The 18,260-nt window shown below is 37.5% G+C and carries 10 protein-coding genes; all 10 read left to right on the plus strand.

Features of this window, described 5'->3' with window-relative positions; genetic code table 11:
* Positions 1 to 232: 232 nt before the first annotated feature.
* Positions 233 to 5,629 carry a BspA family leucine-rich repeat surface protein gene (locus tag NWE55_RS13630; RefSeq protein ID WP_258204232.1) on the plus strand — a complete coding sequence of 1,799 codons (5,397 nt, stop codon included), beginning with the start codon at positions 233 to 235 and terminating at the stop codon, positions 5,627 to 5,629.
* 12 nt (positions 5,630 to 5,641) lie between these two features.
* Positions 5,642 to 6,472, plus strand: coding sequence for an outer membrane beta-barrel protein (locus NWE55_RS13635; RefSeq protein WP_258204233.1), 831 nt, complete (start codon positions 5,642 to 5,644; stop codon positions 6,470 to 6,472).
* Positions 6,473 to 6,984: 512 nt separating this feature from the next.
* On the plus strand, positions 6,985 to 7,788 hold the full coding sequence (gene nagB / locus NWE55_RS13640; RefSeq protein ID WP_258204234.1) for a glucosamine-6-phosphate deaminase: 804 nt from the start codon (positions 6,985 to 6,987) through the stop codon (positions 7,786 to 7,788).
* Between the two features lie 35 nt (positions 7,789 to 7,823).
* Positions 7,824 to 8,846, plus strand: a complete 1,023-nt coding sequence (galE, locus tag NWE55_RS13645; RefSeq protein ID WP_258204235.1) for a UDP-glucose 4-epimerase GalE — start codon at positions 7,824 to 7,826, stop codon at positions 8,844 to 8,846.
* 566 nt (positions 8,847 to 9,412) lie between these two features.
* Positions 9,413 to 9,958 carry an RNA polymerase sigma factor gene (locus tag NWE55_RS13650; RefSeq protein ID WP_155093244.1) on the plus strand — a complete coding sequence of 182 codons (546 nt, stop codon included), beginning with the start codon at positions 9,413 to 9,415 and terminating at the stop codon, positions 9,956 to 9,958.
* Positions 9,959 to 10,064: 106 nt separating this feature from the next.
* On the plus strand, positions 10,065 to 10,967 hold the full coding sequence (locus NWE55_RS13655) for a FecR family protein (RefSeq protein ID WP_258204236.1): 903 nt from the start codon (positions 10,065 to 10,067) through the stop codon (positions 10,965 to 10,967).
* A gap of 11 nt (positions 10,968 to 10,978) precedes the next feature.
* Positions 10,979 to 14,323, plus strand: coding sequence for a SusC/RagA family TonB-linked outer membrane protein (locus NWE55_RS13660; RefSeq protein ID WP_258204237.1), 3,345 nt, complete (start codon positions 10,979 to 10,981; stop codon positions 14,321 to 14,323).
* 12 nt (positions 14,324 to 14,335) lie between these two features.
* A complete protein-coding gene (locus NWE55_RS13665; protein ID WP_258204238.1) occupies positions 14,336 to 15,598 on the plus strand; it encodes a RagB/SusD family nutrient uptake outer membrane protein in 1,263 nt (420 codons plus the stop codon).
* A complete protein-coding gene (locus NWE55_RS13670) occupies positions 15,598 to 16,518 on the plus strand; it encodes a phosphodiester glycosidase family protein (RefSeq protein WP_258204239.1) in 921 nt (306 codons plus the stop codon). Before NWE55_RS13665 ends, NWE55_RS13670 begins: the two co-directional genes overlap by 1 nt.
* Positions 16,519 to 16,520: 2 nt before the next feature.
* A complete protein-coding gene (locus tag NWE55_RS13675) occupies positions 16,521 to 18,212 on the plus strand; it encodes a BACON domain-containing protein (protein ID WP_258204240.1) in 1,692 nt (563 codons plus the stop codon).
* The last annotated feature ends 48 nt before the right edge of the window (positions 18,213 to 18,260 follow it).

Consider the following 18,260-nt stretch of genomic DNA (forward strand, 5'->3'; position numbering starts at 1 on the left):
TCTTTTTCTCAGGTGTTTGTTCTCTGTGATTACTTGGTTTTAAATTGTAATATTATTATAATTACGCGATTTAGTTTTGTAAAACTAAGGGCTTAATGTACTTGTATTCTGTGTTTTAGGTGGTTTTTTATGTGTGTTTTTCTCTATTTGTCCCACTTTTGTCCCAGGTGTTTATTAGGTGTTTTTAGCAAGATTGATAAAGTTTGTAAAGCAAACAAAAACAATTATGCTGATGAAAACATCAATTACTTTTTTATATCTATTTCTATTTTCGCTTTTAAGTAGTCTGTGGACATTGTCAGAAGCATCTGACATGGCTTCTTCACTTAAGTTAGAGCGAACTGTGAAACAACACAATGAAAATTCAAACTTGTTTTTCGAATTACAGGGTGATCCTTTAACTGATGCAAGCTCGTTTATTACTACTTGGAAAATTTCATCCAGTAATGATTCTATTGCGTTTAATGTAAGAAATAATTATCAATACTCGTATGATGTTTATTGGGAGAAGGTTGGTCAACCTTCTGTTAAAGGAAATAGTAAAGGAAATAAGGGTGCATTTTATAAAACAAAGTTAGAAGCTGGGGAGTATAAGGTAGCCATTAGTGGTGTGTTTCCTTACTTTAATGTTTCTTTGGATTACAAATCTCGCGCACGTGAGAATATTATTGCGATTAATCAATGGGGAACACAAAAATGGAAAAGTATGAACTCAAGTTTTGCTGGAGCAAAAAATCTTGAGTTAAAAGCCACTGATACTCCAAACTTAATAGAGGTTGAAGATATGTATGGGATGTTTGTAAACGCTATAAATTTTACAGGGGATTTAAATAATTGGGATGTTTCTAATGTGACAAATTTTAGTTATATGTTCTCTGGTGCGACAAGTTTTAAAGGAGATCTAAATAATTGGGATGTCTCAAGTGGTAGGGATTTTAGTTATATGTTTAAAGGAGCTACAAGTTTTAATGGGGATCTAAATAATTGGGATGTTTCTAATGTGACAAAGTTTAGTTATATGTTCTCTGGAGCTACAAGTTTTAATAGGGATCTAAGTAATTGGGATGTTTCTAATGTGACAAATTTTAGTGAAATGTTCTCTGGTGCGACAAGTTTTAATGGGGATATAAGTGGTTGGAATGTCTCAAGTGGTTGGGATTTTAGATATATGTTTAAAGGAGCTACAAGTTTTAATGGGGATATAAGTGGTTGGAATGTCTCAAGTGGTACGAATTTTAGAGGTATGTTTTATGTAGCTACAAGTTTTAATCAGGATATAAGCGGTTGGGATGTCTCAAGTGGTTGGGATTTTAGTAATATGTTTAATAGAGCTACAAGTTTTAATAGGAATCTAAATAATTGGGATGTCTCAAGTGGTAGGGACTTTAGTGGTATGTTTAATGGATCTACAAGTTTTAATCAGGATCTAAGTAGCTGGAATGTCTCAAGCGGTATAAGTTTTTATTGGATGTTTTTAGGAGCTACAAGTTTTAATCAGGATATAAGTAATTGGGATGTTTCAAGTGGTAGGGATTTTAGAGGTATGTTTTTAGGAGCTAAAAGCTTTGATGGGAATATAAGTAGTTGGGATGTCTTAAGTGGTAGGGATTTTAGTTATATGTTTAATGGAGCTACAAGTTTTAATCAGGATATAAGTGGTTGGGATGTCTCAAGTGGTACGAATTTTAGTGCTATGTTTTTAGGAGCTACAAGTTTTAATAGGGATCTAAGTAGCTGGAATGTCTCTAAGAGTGCGGGATTTTATGGTATGTTTTATGGAGCACGCTCATTTAGCCAAGACTTAAGTAAATGGGACATTAGTCAAGCAAAAGATTTGAAAGACATGTTTAGTTATTCGGGTATGCAGCTTGCAGACTATGACAAAATCTTAAAGGGATGGGCAAGTTTAGCAACTGTTCCAAATAATATAAAAATAGGTGTTGTGGGGTTGAAGTACTGTTTATCAAAAGAATATAGAGATCAATTAGAGGGTAAAGGATGGGAGTTTGTAGCAGATGAGTATGACTGTATTAATTCAAGTAACAGTTTTATTTTGGAGTGGGATATAGATGAGCAGAACACTGCTATAACAATACTTACAGATCCTTCATATAATTATCACTATACGGTAGCGTATCAAAAAATAGATAATCCCCAAATCAATCAGATAAGCTCAGATGTAACTGGTAATTACACAAGTGCCGTATTGCCTAAAGGAAGGTATAAGGTATCTATTAGTGGGGAGTTTCCACATTTTAGAACGAAATATCCGAAACAATTACGCGCCATTACTCAATGGGGAACTCAACAATGGAAAAGCATGAACTCAAGTTTTTTAGAAGCAGTAAATCTTGAGTTAAAAGCCACTGATACTCCAAACTTAACAGAGGTTGAAGATATGTATGGAATGTTTTCAGGAGCTAAAAGTTTTAATGGAGATTTAAATAATTGGGATGTCTCTAATGTGACAAATTTTAGTGAAATGTTTTCTGATGCTATAAATTTTAATGGGAATCTAAGTAATTGGGATGTTTCAAGTGGTACAGATTTTTATGCGATGTTTTATAACGCTAAAAGTTTTAATCAGGATATAAGTGGTTGGGATGTCTCTAAGGGTACAGATTTTAATACAATGTTCTCTGATGCCACAAGTTTTAATGGGGATCTAAGTCATTGGGATGTCTCAAGTGGTACGGATTTTTATGCGATGTTCTCTGGTGCCACAAGTTTTAATCAGGATATAAGTGGTTGGGACGTCTCTAAGGGTACAGATTTTTATGCGATGTTTAATGCGGCACGCTCTTTTAGCCAAGATTTAAGTAAATGGGACATTAGTCAAGCAGAAGACTTGGATGCCATGTTTAGTTATTCGGGTATGCAGCTTGCAGATTATGACAAAACATTAAAGGGATGGGCAAGTTTACCTACTGTTCCAAAAGGTATAATGCTAGGGGCAGAAAAAGTATATTATTGTTCGAGTGAACAAGATAGAGAAACGCTAATTAAAAAGTATAATTGGGAAATATATGGTGATATTAAATTAGGAAGTGATTTAGTATTGAAGGATAAGAAAGTGCAATACAATGGGGAAGAGCACACTATTGAAATTAAGAATTTGCCAAGTGATCAAATCCAAGTTGAATATATCATCTATGATGAGCATAAACAAGAAGTCAAACAGGCTATTGATGCAGGTAAGTATACCGTAGAGGCTATCATTAAGGGGTGTTCTAAGGAGCAGCGCATAAAAGCTTTTCTAACTATCACTAAAAAGCCAATCCGTGTAACAGCCTTAGGTGAGATCAAAAAGTATGATGGCATTGCCTATAAGGGAGGTCATGGATTGTTTGTAGAAGGCATTTTAGAACAAGATTTTCTTGTGGATATAAATGTTACTTATGTAGGTGATTCACAAGGGGCTATAAACATTGGGACTTATATGATCACTCCAACTGAATTATCACTTGTCAACTACCATGTAACACAGTATATCTCAGGGACACTTACTATAGAAAAAGCCGAGCTTATTGGGGTGGAGCTAAAAGACACTGTGTATCGATACGATGGTGAATTAAAGTCATTGGCTATTTCAGGGGATATAGATATAGTGACAGATGTGACATATTCAAATAACAGCCATAGCGATGCAGGTGAATATAAGGTAGAGGCTAGGGTCTTGGCTGGAGATAATTACCATCCTTTATCCCTTGAGGCTACACTTACTATTGAAAAAGCCGAGCTTATTGGGGTGGAGCTAAAAGACACTGTGTATCGATACGATGGTGAATTAAAGTCATTGGCTATTTCAGGGGATATAGATATAGTGACAGATGTGACATATTCAAATAACAGCCATAGCGATGCAGGTGAGTATAAGGTAGAGGCAAGGGTCTTGGCTGGAGATAATTACCATCCTTTATCCCTTGAGGGGACACTTACTATAGAAAAAGCCGAGCTTATTGGAGTGGAGCTAAAAGACACTGTGTATCGATACGATGGTGAATTAAAGTCATTGGCTATTTCAGGGGATATAGATATAGTGACAGATGTAAGATATTTAAATAACAGCCATAGCGATGTGGGTGAATATAAGGTAGAGGCTAGGGTCTTGGCTGGAGATAATTACCATCCTTTATCCCTTGAGGGGACACTTACTATAGAAAAAGCTGATCTTATTGGAGTGGAGCTAAAAGATGCTGTGTATCGATACGATGGTGAATTAAAGTCATTGGCTATTTCAGGGGATATAGATATAGTGACGGATGTAAGATATTTAAATAACAGCCATAGCGATGTGGGTGAATATAAGGTAGAGGCTAGGGTCTTGGCTGGAGATAATTACCATCCTTTATCCCTTGAGGCTACACTTACTATAGAAAAAGCTGATCTTATTGGAGTGGAGCTAAAAGATGCTGTGTATCGATACGATGGTGAATTAAAGTCATTGGCTATTTCAGGGGATATAGATATAGTGACAGATGTGACATATTCAAATAACAGCCATAGTGATGTGGGTGAATATAAGGTAGAGGCAAAGGTCTTGGCTGGAGATAATTACCATCCTTTATCTCTTGAGGCTACACTAACTATTGAAAAAGCTGATCAAAGGATTGAATTTGAACAGATTCCTTTGATAGATTTAGACAAACAACAATCCGTTCTTTTAGTAAGCCATAGTGATTCGGGATTGAAAGTGAGCTATAGCGTTTCAAACCCCGATATCGCAACAGTGGATACCCAAGGGCTTGTGCAAATAAAAGACGTAGGTCAGGTGGATATTACCGCAAATCAGATAGGAAATCAAAATTATCTACCAGCGGAAGCTGTAAGTAGAACATTAGTAGTGACAAATAGTCAAGCGGATATTAGTGAGCTTAGTATTAACGGGAAACGCTATGTTAACCCTGAAAGTACAATTGTATATCGCATGGATTGTAATGATCTTTCCAAAGAGGTTCAAATAAGTATTGCAATCCCTCTGGGGGCGTCTGCCTCGGTTAGTGAAAACTTTGTGATTCACACGCCTAAAGCTGGGATATATAATCAAGATATTACCGTGGAGTCGCACAATAAACAAAAAATACGCAAGTATAGAATTGTCATTGAAAAACCATTTGCATTTAAAGATATCGTTATTGAGAAATTCGGCAATACTTTACTGGTTAACAATAATCCATCGACAAATGGAGGATATAAGTTTATTGCTTATCAGTGGTTTAAAAATGGCAAACTAATAGGGACAGAACAGGTCTATTCTGTAGGAAATAAAATCGATGATATTTTAGATGAGCATGCGGAGTACACAGTGGTATTGACAACGGATAAAAACGAGCAAATCAGCAGTTGTATCGGCGAGATTACTTATCAACATAAAAACACAGTCACGCTCTATCCAAATCCTGTGTCCATAGGACAAGAGATGAATGTTGTGTTTGATTATCCAGCGCATTTAATTAACAATGTCAGGGTGGAGGTATTTAGCGTTAGTGGCGCTTTGATTTACTCTACTGTTTTACATCAAAGAGATTCTGTATTGTCTTTTCCAATGCACATTCAATCAGGTAATTATTATCTGGTGATGTATATTGGAGATACAAAACAAGTCAAAACAATCATTGTTAAACCTTAAAATAATAGAGATATGAATACGAAGATCTTATATATTGTTTGGGTTGTTTTTATATCATTGACAACCCACGCACAAAAAATTACAGTAGAGGGAACCGGTTTTTTTATTCAACCAGTTAAGCATGAGGTTTCCAGTGAGAGAAGTTCTATGGGATATGCTTTTTCACTGGGATACGAGTATGATTTTTTACCGCAATGGAGCGTTAATGCTTCTATTGGCTATGCTAAGCAAAATTACCGTTTTTACCAAGCAAGAAATCAAGGAGGGTATAGTAAAGAAGATATAGAATCGGATAGTTTTGAGTTTAGCTATAAAACAAGTGGTTATTCAGAGAAGATTCACACCCAGAATCTTCGAATACCTTTAACGGTGCAATACCAAACAAAAGGGATACTGAGTTGGTATGTCAGTAGTGGAATGGCCTTTAGTATACCTCTTGCGAAGTCTGAGTCAACAATCAAAATAGACAAGGTTAGCACAAAGGGGTATTACCCCAAGTGGGATGCGCTATTAAGCGGGCCCGATTTTATGGGATTTGGTGAGTTTAATAAGGTTTCAGATACTGAAAAGTACTGGCTAAAAACCGGGTACTCTTGGCTGATCGAAACAGGGGTGAAGCAGCGTTTAAGTCATGATAGTCACCTTTACATAGGCGTGTATTTTGAATTGGGATTAAATGATATTCGCCCTAAAGGAAAGGCTGATAACTTTGCAGTTATCCATGGAAACGACCTTGCAAAACCACTTGAGTATTCGTCTGTTTGGTCAGATGAGCGATTCAAGGATCGAAATTTTAAAAATAAAATGATTGGTCTTAAATTGCGTTATGCTTTTAGCTTGTAATAGGGCAAATTATTGAAAGTACCAGTAATGAAATTATTAATGTCTACATAACCAAAATTTCACCGTTATCAAATAGGGCGTGTTAATGTGAAATTATATCTCTGAACCCATTTAAAAAAACATACTTTAGAATGCTTGGTGTTCAGAGATATTTTTTTTGAGCTGCTTTTTTTTAGGCTTATTGTCAATGGAGTAGTCATGCGGTTTAAGGTTCTGTAAACCGGGTGTTGTACCTTCTTTTTTAGACCGAAAAGTAATAGATGCCGTTTTTGATAAAATTATCAGAACTAAGAATTTTTTTGTACTTTTGAAAGAGCTGAGTAAATGCGTTATTTGTAGCAGGTGATAACTCCTGGTTTGCCTCAGTTTTTTGTAGTCTTCACTAAAAATGTGCAGGTACAAAGTCAATTACACCTTACTTTTGAGTTAAAACAACAAACAACAACTTTAAGTTGTTTTTTGTTGTTTTGGCTATTTTAGTATAGAGAGAAAAAAAGTAGTAAAAGAATTAAATGAAAGAATTGTTGAAATCCATTGATCTGGTAAGTGATAAAGAAAAGGCAATCAAGATTTATGAGAATCAAGAAATAGCTTCGGCTTATGTGGCCAATCGCATCGCTTCGGTTATTGTTAAAAAACAAGAACAAGGTCAAAAGGCTATATTGGGGTTAGCTACCGGATCCACTCCCAAGGGGGTTTATAAAGAGCTTGTGCGCTTGCACAAGTATGAAGGACTCAGTTTTCAGAACGTTGTCACGTTTAATTTGGATGAGTATTATCCCATGCATCCAGTGGAGGAACAGAGTTATGTATCGTTTATGAAGTCAAATCTGTTTAATTATATTGATATTCCAAAACAAAATATTCATATCCCCGATGGGACGCTTTCCATGGAAGCAATACACGCCTACTGTGATTTATATGAAAAGAAGATTGCCGATTTTGGCGGCTTAGATTTGCAGTTATTAGGTATTGGCCGTACTGGACATATTGGGTTTAACGAACCTGGCTCAGGGGATTGTTCTAAAACTAGATTAGTTACCTTAAATGACTTGACAAGGGAGGATGCCTCAAGTGATTTTGGAAGTAAGGAGAAAGTGCCTGCTCAAGCAATCACTATGGGGATACAAACCATTACCCAAGCCAAGGAGATTATCTTAATGGCCCTGTCTCAGCGCAAGGCGGAAATCATCCAAAAAGCATTGAAGGGGGCTATCTCAGCGGATATTCCAGCAACTTATTTGCAAAAGTTGGCCCATGTCGAGTACATCTTAGACAAAGCAGCGGCCAGTTTATTAGACAAAGGCAATAATTAGAATTAGAACAAAATTCAATTTAGATAAAAAATAGAATGAAGATAGTTGTTACAGGCGGACTTGGCTTTATTGGTTCTCATACAGTGGTAGAATTGCAAAAACAAGGCTATGAGGTAGTGATTTTAGATGATTTGTCAAATGCTTCACTTAGTGTATTAGACGGAATCTTTGCCATCACTGGTAAAATGCCAGAATTTGTAAAACTCGATTTAAGAGATAAAGCCTTAGTACTTGATTTTTTTAATACTCGTCAAAGTCAGATTGATGGAGTCATACACTTTGCTGCGTCCAAAGCAGTGGGAGAGAGTATGCAAAAGCCGTTGATGTACTATGAGAACAACTTCTTTTCTCTTATCAACTTACTTAGCGGCATGCAAGAATGTGGCTTAGACAAGCTAATATTTAGCTCTTCTTGCACCGTATATGGACAAGCTCAGGTGATGCCAATTTCGGAAAACGAGTCTATTAAGACTGCTTTGTCTCCTTATGGAAATACCAAACAAGTGGGAGAGGAGATTATTGAAGATTTAGCTAAGATATACCCTTTACAAGGTATTTTGTTGCGTTATTTTAACCCCATAGGAGCCCATGAATCAGCTATGATAGGTGAGTCGCCTTTAGGGGTTCCTTATAACTTAATTCCTTATATCACGCAGACTGCAGTTGGAATTCGCGAGTTTTTATCAATTTATGGAGATGATTACAATACACCTGATGGTACATGTGTTAGGGACTATATCCATGTGGTTGACCTAGCAGATGCGCACGTTCGCGCATTAAAGCGACTTTTAAATAAGGAGAATACTCAGCAAATAGAAGCATTTAATGTTGGAAATGGACAAGGATATTCAGTGTTAGAGTTAGTTCATTCTTTTGAGAGAGTAAGCGGTATAAAGCTCAATTATAAGATTGTCAATCGCAGACCTGGAGATGTGGATATGGCCTGGGCCGATAATACAAAAGCAAGAGAAGTATTGGGATGGAAACCAACAAAGACTTTAGACGATATGCTCTTTAGTGCTTGGGCTTGGGAGAAGAAAGTAAGAGGATTGAATTAACTCGAAGAGCTTATATATAACAAAAAGGTGTATAACTGAACAAGGTTTATACACCTTTTTTGTTTTTATAGGCAGTTGCTGTTTTGTTGTAAAGTTGATAGCAAAACTAAGGAGGTGGTTAACTGTAAAATAGTAAATTTCCTTTTCTTACTTGTTAACCTTGGCCATGTTTTTGCTTATGTAGAAATATAGTTGCATTTTGCAGGGTATAAAATTTAGATTATGAAACTACTGGGTTGGGTAATTATTCTTTTTAGCATTATATTTTTAGGCATCAGCATTGGCGGTATTGGACAGGATCTCCCACAAGAGGGCTTTGTCTTAGGGGCTTTCTTTGGTATTGTCTTAGGCGCTTACCTAATCTATAAGGGTAGGGGCAGTGGCAAACTGTAAACTTTCGCATTGCAAAAGGGGTTGTTTTTTGCAAACGCCTTCTTAATGTAACTACTTTCTATGGGTGGTTAAGTTAAAATCAACTTAACCATGGTTTAATATTTACTTAATATACATCCTAATTATTACACCTACTTTTATCCAAATCTATTAACTAACACTGCGTTTTAATTATGGATAGAAATAAATGGGTTCAAACCAATTACGATTTGTATTGGGATATCTTGTATAGGTATGCCTATAATCTGACAAGAGAACACGACATAGCCAGTGATATAGTACAAGACGTATTTATAGCTATATGGAGTAAATACGATGAATTAACTATAGATAAACCTAAAGCTTATCTGCTAAGCTCTGTCAAGTATAAAAGTCTGCACTACATTAAAAATAGGCCTTTAAATACACTGCAATTAGAAACAGTGTTCCATGTGCTATCAGAGAATGACCTTTTGAGTGAACAAGAACAAGAGGTTTTTCAAAGTCAACTCTTAGATCTAATCTACTCTAAAGCTCAAGAGGTGTTGCCTCTGCGTTGTTTTGAAGTTTTCTACTTGAGATTTTATCAACACTACTCTTATAAAGAAATTGCCAGTCGGCTAAGTATTTCAGAAAGTACAGTGGAGAATCATATTTCCAAATCCCTTAAGATTCTGCGTGTTAATTTACCTACTTCTATTTCCCTGCCTATTTTGTGCATGATCCTGTCTTTTCATTAACCTTGAGGTAACATAAATAACAGATTTGTTACCAATTGGTTAACTCTGTTGTTTTATGTAGGGGGAAATCCACTTGTGCTACTCTTTAGGGTATAAAGCAAGTGTAATGGAAAAGAGATTTAAGCAAATCACAACAGATTATTTAGAAGGGAAAAGCGATCAAACTCAGGATAAAGTCGTTGAGGACTTTATCCGTAGAATGAATCAAAGGGGGATTTCTTTAGAGCAAGTCACATCTGATAGAAAACGCAAAGCAAAAATCTACAATGCGATTATATCCAAGACTAAAGTAAAAAGCAAGTCCTCTAAAGGCTTTTATCAGTTTGCCCTTGTAGGGGTTCTTATGATGGCCTCTGCTTTGTTCTACTTTTTATCATCTCCAGTTGATTCTACCCATATTTATGAGACCACTTCCGTAGAGAGAACAATCATTCTCTCTGATCAAACCAAGGTGACTTTGTCTGCACATTCAAAAATAGTGGTAGATAAGGACTATAATCAATCTAACCGGCAAGTTTCCCTGCAGGGTAAAGCCTTCTTTAACGTGACTCCCAATAAAAAGCTCGCTTTTATCGTAACTACTCGCGATTTGCAAACCAAGGTATTGGGAACCAGTTTTACTGTAGATGAACAAACAACGACAAGTCTTGTCGATGTTCAAAGTGGTAAGGTTCAAGTAATGGCTACTAACGGCGAGGAATTTGTGATTTTACAGCAGAACCAAAAAGCCTATTATCACAATAGCAAACTACTGAAAAAAGACGCCTCTAATCAGATTATATCTTCTTTGAATCAGGCAATGAATATGAAAAATGCCTCTTTTGAGTTTTGGAGTCTTGCTCTACAACAGGAGTTTGATGTGGTGATTGAGTCAAGTAACAATAAGTTGAAGTACATAAAGATAACAGGAGACTATAGAAACAGTAGCCTAAGCGACATTCTCAATAGCTTTTGTTTCATTCACAACTTGACCTATCAGATAAACGGTAAAACAGTAACTATTAAATAATTCTATAAATTATGTTTACAAAAACTGGCTTTAAGTCGAAAACGCGATTGTATTTAGCCTGTTGTATCTTGCTGTATTCTCAGGAGCACTATGCGCAGCAAAGGCAACACCAAGCAAGTGATCAGCATCTTCAATCAATTGAGCTAATTCAAGGAAGCGTGTCGATTGCCTCTTTATTTGAGCAAATAGAAGCTCAAACAGGTTATAAGATAGCTTTTTCTTCGGCTTTAGATCCTCAGGGAACTATTGTGATTGACAAGAAGAATATTGGGGTAACCGAGTTGTTGAACAAAATTAGTCAGGCTACCCAGACTCAGTATCAGATCAATAGTAGCTTAATTTCTTTTAAGAAACAAGCGAAGCAGCAAGACGTGCAAGTAGCGGTAGCTTCTATTGGGGGTAAAGTGCTTGATGAAAACGGATTAGGACTGCCAGGGGTAGTTGTGCAAGTCAAGGGAAAGAGCGAAAGTACCTTTACCGATATTGATGGGAATTACACTATTCAAGCGCTCAAGGGAAAGGATCAGTTAGAATTTACATTTATGGGATACAAGCCCAAGAGTATTGTAGCTCAAAGCAATAGTGTTACTTCCTTAGAACAATCCTATAGTGAGTTAGATGAAATCATCGTAGTGGGGTACGGAACCCAAGAAAAGCGAACCCTAACTACGGCAATTGAAAAGCTCAGTGTATCTTCAGAGGAAATGCGACAAATAGCTTCTCCTGTGGAACTCCTACAAGGGAAAATGGCTGGGGTAAGTATAAATACAAGTTCGGGTAACTTGGGTACTGGAGAAAGGGTGTCTATTCGTGGGATATCCTCTATTAGTGCAAGTAATGAACCTTTGTATGTGGTAGACGGAATTCCTCTTTATAATCCCTCTGCCGAATTGTTCAACAAAGGCGAGGCGATGAGCTCCTTAACTACGTTAAATACAAATGATATTGAATCCATTGAGGTTTTAAAAGATGCAGCAGCTGCTTCTATCTACGGTTCAAGAGCCAATAATGGGGTTATTATCATAACCACTAAAAAGGGAAAGAAGAACAGCAGTAGTGTCAAGTTTAATTTAAATACGGGGATTTCTGAGTTTGCCAACAAGAATAAAATTAAGATTTCCAACTCAAAGATGTTTGTGTCTCAGTATAACGAAGCTGCTGATAACTACAATACGCAATATGGTTTAACGGTTGGAGATAATGATTATAAAACTCATATATACAACCCTTTTGGCAACTTGCCTGATACTAATTGGTTAGATGTGATCACCCAAAGAGGGAGTTTTCTAAATGCTGATTTGTCTTTTGCAGGGGGGTCAGATAAGACAATCTACTATATAGGCGGTACTTATATGCAGCAAGAAGGAGTCATTAAGACCAATAGCATGAAAAAGTACAATTTAAATACCAAGTTAGAGACACAGGTGACCCCTTGGCTTACAATAGGAACAAACAATAATTTGGCCTATGTCAAGAATAACCAAGTACCGGGTCCTAATCTTGGAACAACAATCGTAGCCAGAGCAATCGAACAGCGCCCTTTCGACCGCCCTTATAAACCTAATGGAGAGTACTATATCGGGGGAACAGAGGAGTTGACCCGTCACAATCCCGTACAGATATTAAATGAGCAAGAGGCTTATCTCGATATGTATCGCTATATCGGAAATCTGTATGCAAGCATTAACTTCACTCCTGAGTTATCGTTTAAGAACAGCTTGAATACAGATTATAACTATACTTATGATTATTTGTATTACAACGAGAAACACCCTTATGGAACAGGGGTGGGAAGACTGGTCGATTCTAAGCGAACGATAACGAATATAGAAACTGAAAACGTATTGACTTACTCTAATGTTTTTAATGATTTTGGAGTTACGGCAATGCTTGGGCATAGCTTTCAAAAAGTGAGTAATAATACCACGGGAATTGACGCAAGGGGCTTTCCTTCCGCTTCCTTTGATGTGGTTAATGTTGCCTCAGAAATAAAAGGAGCTACAGGATATGTTACTGATTATGCCATGGAATCCTATTTCTCGAGGGTGAACGTCGATTATATGAGCAAGTATATGTTGAGTGCTTCGATTCGTACCGATGGATCTTCTAAGTTCGCTCCAGATACGCGTTGGGGATGGTTTCCTTCAGTATCTGTAGGTTGGAATATCGATAGAGAGGACTTCATGAAAGAACTTGATATGGGAGCCAAAGTTAGGTTGAGTTATGGTAGTACAGGAAACCAAGAAGGTATTAGCAACTATGGTTATCAAGCTTTATTATCTGGTGGAAACGATTACGGATTAGAGAGTGGAATAGCAGTGTCCAGTTTTGGAAATTCAAAGCTTACTTGGGAAAAAGCCAATCAAGTTAACCTGGGGTTTGACTTGTCTTTCTTTCAAAGACGCCTTTCTCTGACTGTGGATATGTACAAAAAGACAACGAATAACTTATTGTATTCTATGCCTATTCACGCCACATCGGGAATGTCGAGTATTTTGACCAATATCGGTTCAATGCAGAATAAGGGAATTGAGATTTCCCTGGGAACGGATCTTGACTTAGGAGCAGTGAATTGGCGTTCAAACTTTAATATTGCTACCAACAAGAATAAAATTACTCAGTTAATAGACAATAATGGAGAGCCTTTGTCAATAGGAGGAAATAGAGCCTTGCAGGTTGGTAAAGATATTGGGGCTTTCTACTTGTTTGTACAAGAAGGTATCTATCAGTACGATGGTGAGGTACCACAAGAGCAGTATGAAAGAGGTGTTAGAGCTGGAGATGTCAAATGGAGAGATGTAGATGGAAATAACATTATCAATGACAATGATAGGCAAGTAATAGGCAGTTCAAATCCCAAGTTCTTTGGAGGATGGAACAATAGTTTTTCTTATAAAGGCTTTCAATTTGATATCTTAAGTACGTTCTCTTATGGCAACGATGTTTATGCCAATTGGAAAAGTACCGTATTGGGTAGGTTGGGAGATAGAATGCCTGTGCTTGAAACTTACTACAACAATCGCTGGACGCATCCAGGTAGTACTAATAAGTATCCAAGGGCGATTATGGGAGATACAAATAACAATAAAAACTCGGATAGATGGCTCGAGGATGGTTCGTTCTTTAAGATTCAATCCGTTACTCTTGGGTATAACTTTGACGCAAAAGTATTGGAGAAGATTCACCTGAGTGGGTTACGCGTCTATGTGCAGGCAACTAATTTGCTGCTGTTGACAAAGTATTCTGGTTGGGACCCAAGTGTTAGTCCGAGCTTAGATGCGAGATTCTATGGAAATGACGCCCTTGGAGTACCGCCAACAAGAAATGTATCTGTAGGGGTAAATGTAAATTTTTAAACGATTAGACAAATGAAAAAACTACTTATAGCTGTACTATGTCTTAGCTTATTTGGATGTAGTAAAGAATTAGATCTATATCCTCGTACGGGCTTGGCACCTGAGGAAATTAAACCAAGTGATTTACCTGCCTTAGAACGTGGGATGTATAATAATGTGCAGAATGATCCCAAGAGAGAATCGTGGATCATCTTTGATATTGTCGGTGGAAATGTACAAGGATCAACTACGACAAGTAAAGATGTTATCAATAATACGCTAAATCCCTTGAATGGCTTAATAGTCAATAGTTGGAAAGGGTATTACAGTGCTTTGTATCAGGTAAACAACGTATTGGAAATCACCCAGTCGCTACCGATAGATGCAAATGTGTCTCGCGTACAGGGAACGGCTCATTACTTTAGAGCTTATATCTTCTATAGTCTTGTAACAAGGTGGGGAGATGTACCAGTAATGACCAAAAACTCAATGGAGAAACCTGGTCGTACGCCTCAAGTACAAGTGTGGGAGCAGATAGAAAGCGATCTTGATTCGGCCATTAGTTTACTTGGCAATGCGAAGAACTACTATTACGTATCTAAAGATGCGGCTTTAGCTTTGAAAGCCAGAGTGATGCTATCTCAAAATAAGATGGATCAAGCGGCTGAAATTGCGGAAGGACTGATTACAAGTGGAAAGTATGCCTTAGATGGGTTTGAGAAAATATTCAGAAAGCAAAGTAATACAGAGGTGATTTTTGCCTTTGAAAACTTATCTTCAGAGTCTTCCAATACAATTAGTACGCTTTTCTATAATTATGGACATCCCAACAAGGGAAGTTATGTCTATGCTCCGTCAAAAGAAATCCTTTCTCTTATCACTGAACAAGACAAAAGACGCGATATCTCATTTATAAATGTGGGAGGACAAGATTGTATTAATAAATACCCAAGTGGGCAAACGGGAACTGATCCTGTGATTATCTCTCGTATCGCCGAAATGTACTTGATCAGTGCCGAGGCTTCTCCGCTGAATGTAGGGGTGAAAAGGTTAAACGAGCTCAGAGCAAAAAGAGGTCTTGACCCCGTACAGCCTTCAAGTAAAGCGCAAATGCTCGAGATGGTTTTACTCGAGAGAAGAAAAGAACTTATGGCTGAGGGATTTGCTTACTACGACTATGTGAGAACCCAAACTGCTCAAGAAAACTTAAACTTATTAGACTATCAACACCTCTTTCCGATTCCTGGGGGAGAGTTACAATTAAATGAAAACTTAACACCTAATCCTGGTTACTAATGAAAGCAATTAAATTTTTATTATTTACTCTATTCATCAGTTTACAAGTATCTTGTCAAACTACATCAGATGATAACTATACAACTTATAAGGCAGTCGCTAAAACCGATAGAGCAAAGCAGCTAATTGAGAATACCAATTTAGTAGCTCAGGTTTTCAAAGACTCAACCTATACTTTGACTGAAGGAGTGGTTGTTCACGAGTTTGATTATTTGTCGCAAAAAGGCTTGGCGATGAAGACATTCGTTTATGATATAGACCTGAATAGACCCGATGTCTCTGTGGTTGCTTCCCTGCCAGATAATCAACCAAAGTTTGCGATGCAACCGATGACGGCACAAGCCACTGCGCTTTTGAACACTAAGTTTGATGTCATTGGCGGTGTCAATGGCGATTTTTACGATATGACTACGGGCGTTCCAAGAGGAGTCTTTGTATTTAATGGTATGGTACTAAAGGATACGTATATCGATAGAAATGAAGGTTTCTTGGCGGTGGATAAGAACAATAAGGTCTATCTGCAGGATATAAAATTGTTTAAAGAAAATAAAGATAACTATCAACATGTTGTCTCTGGTGGTGTATGGCTTGTTAAAGACGCTGAGCTTGTCAAGCAAAGTGATGAGGCTGTGCACCCGAGAACGGCAATTGGGACAACCAAAGACAATCACCTTTTGTTGATGGTAGTGGACGGGAGAAATTATACTTGGTCAAACGGAATGGATTACACTGATTTAGGTGTGTTTATGAAAGCTATTGGTGCGGAGCAAGCACTTAATTTTGACGGCGGTGGAAGTTCTACTTTCTTTATCAATCCCAACGGAAATGCAAATGAATTTTTGATTAGAAATTTACCAGCTGACAACGGTGGAAAAGAAAGAGCTGTGGCTAATGGAGTGATTATCACAAAAGCAAAATAGAGATGGAGAAAGGTATAAAACAATTGATCTTACCGTGGATAGTAGCGGTTTTTAGTCTGTTTGTCGTAAGTTGTAGTCAGGATGATTCTATGGGAGGTTTTGCTGTGGACACACCTGACTTAAAAATAGATCAAAGTCAGTTTTCAGTAGATAAAAACAGCGGAGAAATCCAAGTGAATATTCAAGCTAATCTTCCTTGGAGGCTCCAAGCCAATCAGAGCTGGGTGACACCAAGTGTCGAGCAAGGAGAGAAGGGGAGTCACACGGTGAAGCTTGCCTACACGAGAAATACTTCTTTGCAAGCCAGAGTGGCAGAGGTAGTTGTTTGGATTTCGGATCAAAGTAAACAAACAATTAAACTTGTTCAAGGGCAAGCGACATTAGAAGATACGTATAATAACTATTATGTCAGTGAACAAGGTAGTGGAGATGGAAGTAGCTGGCAAGAGGCAACCAGTCTGTCCAAAGCCCTTGAGTTGGCAGTGAATCAAAATGATGTCATTCACATCGAAATGGGTGAATATCATCCCGATGCAAATGCGCTGATTGACAGTGAGCAAAAAAAGGATTATACTTTCTTGATTCAAGCCAATATAAAATTAATAGGTGGATATCCTAAGAATGCTACTAAAGAGAGCAAGCCTTCTGTTGAGAACAAAACTATTTTATCGGGTAGTGATTCAAGTGTACACGTGGTGAGTGTGATAGCGCCAAAGGTAAATGGCCTTCAGGTTGTGTTAGAAAATTTAACGATCACCAAAGGCTTGGGAGATCAAGCAAGTAGTAAAGTGAATATTAATGGGTTTGACTTGCCAAGAGATCACGGAGCTGGGCTTATTGTCATGCAGTCCAATCTGGTCTTAGAACACTGTGAGGTTGTTTACAATAATTCAGGAAGACACGCTGCGGGTATCTACATTGCCCAAGATAGCAATGTGGTTGTGAATCATTCTAAAGTAAATCACAATACGGGAAGCAACGCAAACTCTAATGCTGGTGGAATATTTGTAAGTGCTTCGAAACTGCATATGAATTTTAGCGAGGTGTCATTCAACCAAGCAGGGGGAGTATCTGGAGGTATACAGTCTTTGAATTACGCTGAGGTAAACCTTGTCAATACTATTGTCAGCAATAATAAAGCAAGAGCTAATGGGGGAGGATTCTACCATAGAGGTGGTTCTAAATCGCTGATTGTCAATTCGTATTTTTACAATAATGAAGTGACTGATGGTCCGGGTGGAGCAATCTCTAATCACGATGCAACAAGCATGCATATGATCAGTAGTACTATTTATGCAAATAGTTCTTCAAAAGACTTCTCAGGCGTGAATAATCAAAATGGCAACAGTATCTATATGTATAACAGTTTGCTGTTTGATAACTACAGTGCAAATGGCAATGTACAAGTGAATCCTCAAGGGGAATTGGTCATTAGTAAATCTGCGGTCGTTAACAAAGTCTACGATCAAAAAGGAGGTCAAGTGGCACTGTTTGAAGCTATGGATTTGAATACTACTGATCCTCTAAAAGTGAGACCTGCTTCAGAGAAGAGTCCTATTGCTAATTTTGGATTTGAATTGGCAGAACTTACTGAGCTTAAGCAAAGCTTGCAAATAGACACTCAGGCTATTGAACTTGATTTAGATAATCAATCCAGAGATGGTAAGAAGAGTATAGGAGCATTTGCTCTGTGATAAAAATACAATAGTTTGGTTGTGTTAAACTATGCTAAGGCGCTTAGG

Source organism: Myroides albus (genome assembly GCF_024722315.1).
Classification (GTDB): Bacteria; Bacteroidota; Bacteroidia; order Flavobacteriales; family Flavobacteriaceae; genus Flavobacterium; species Flavobacterium album_A.